General features: G+C 49.1%; 1 protein-coding gene. It reads left to right on the forward strand.

Annotated features, from left to right (window positions below; all coding sequences use genetic code 11):
* Window positions 1-554 (forward strand): iron-containing alcohol dehydrogenase (locus R7044_RS27295; protein WP_225456235.1); only part of this gene is annotated, 554 nt, incomplete at both ends.

A 554-nucleotide genomic window follows, 5' to 3' on the forward strand; every position in this document is an offset into this window, starting at 1 on the left:
CGTTATCAGCACGTCGCCATCAATGGGGAGCCCAACATTACGATGGTGGAAGAAACGGCGGTACTCGGGCGAAAATTTCAACCTGATATGGTCATCGCGATCGGCGGTGGTAGCGTCATCGACATGGGCAAGGCATTGGCTGCAATCATTCCCAATCAGGGTAATGTCTACGATTATGTGGAAGTAGTTGGAAGAAACGTTCCTCTCAAAGCGAAACCGATTCACTTCATCGCGATTCCCACAACTGCGAGTACCGGCTCAGAAGTGACTAGAAATGCCGTTCTGAAGTCAGGGCAGGACAAAGTAAAAGTAAGTTTAAGAAGTCCGGACATGTTGGCTGACGTTGCGATTGTCGACCCAACATTGACTTATGGGACTGATCAATACACATCTGGACGAGGCGCTATGGATGCATTTACGCATCTGATGGAAGCTTATGTATGCGGCGAGCCGAATCCTCTCACTGACATGGTATGCGAAGAAGGGCTTCGTCGATTGAGTCGATCAGTGATTGCAGGCTGCAAGCAGGATAATCATAAGGCTCGTTCGGATTT

This window comes from Vibrio sp. 1402 (genome assembly GCF_033340275.1).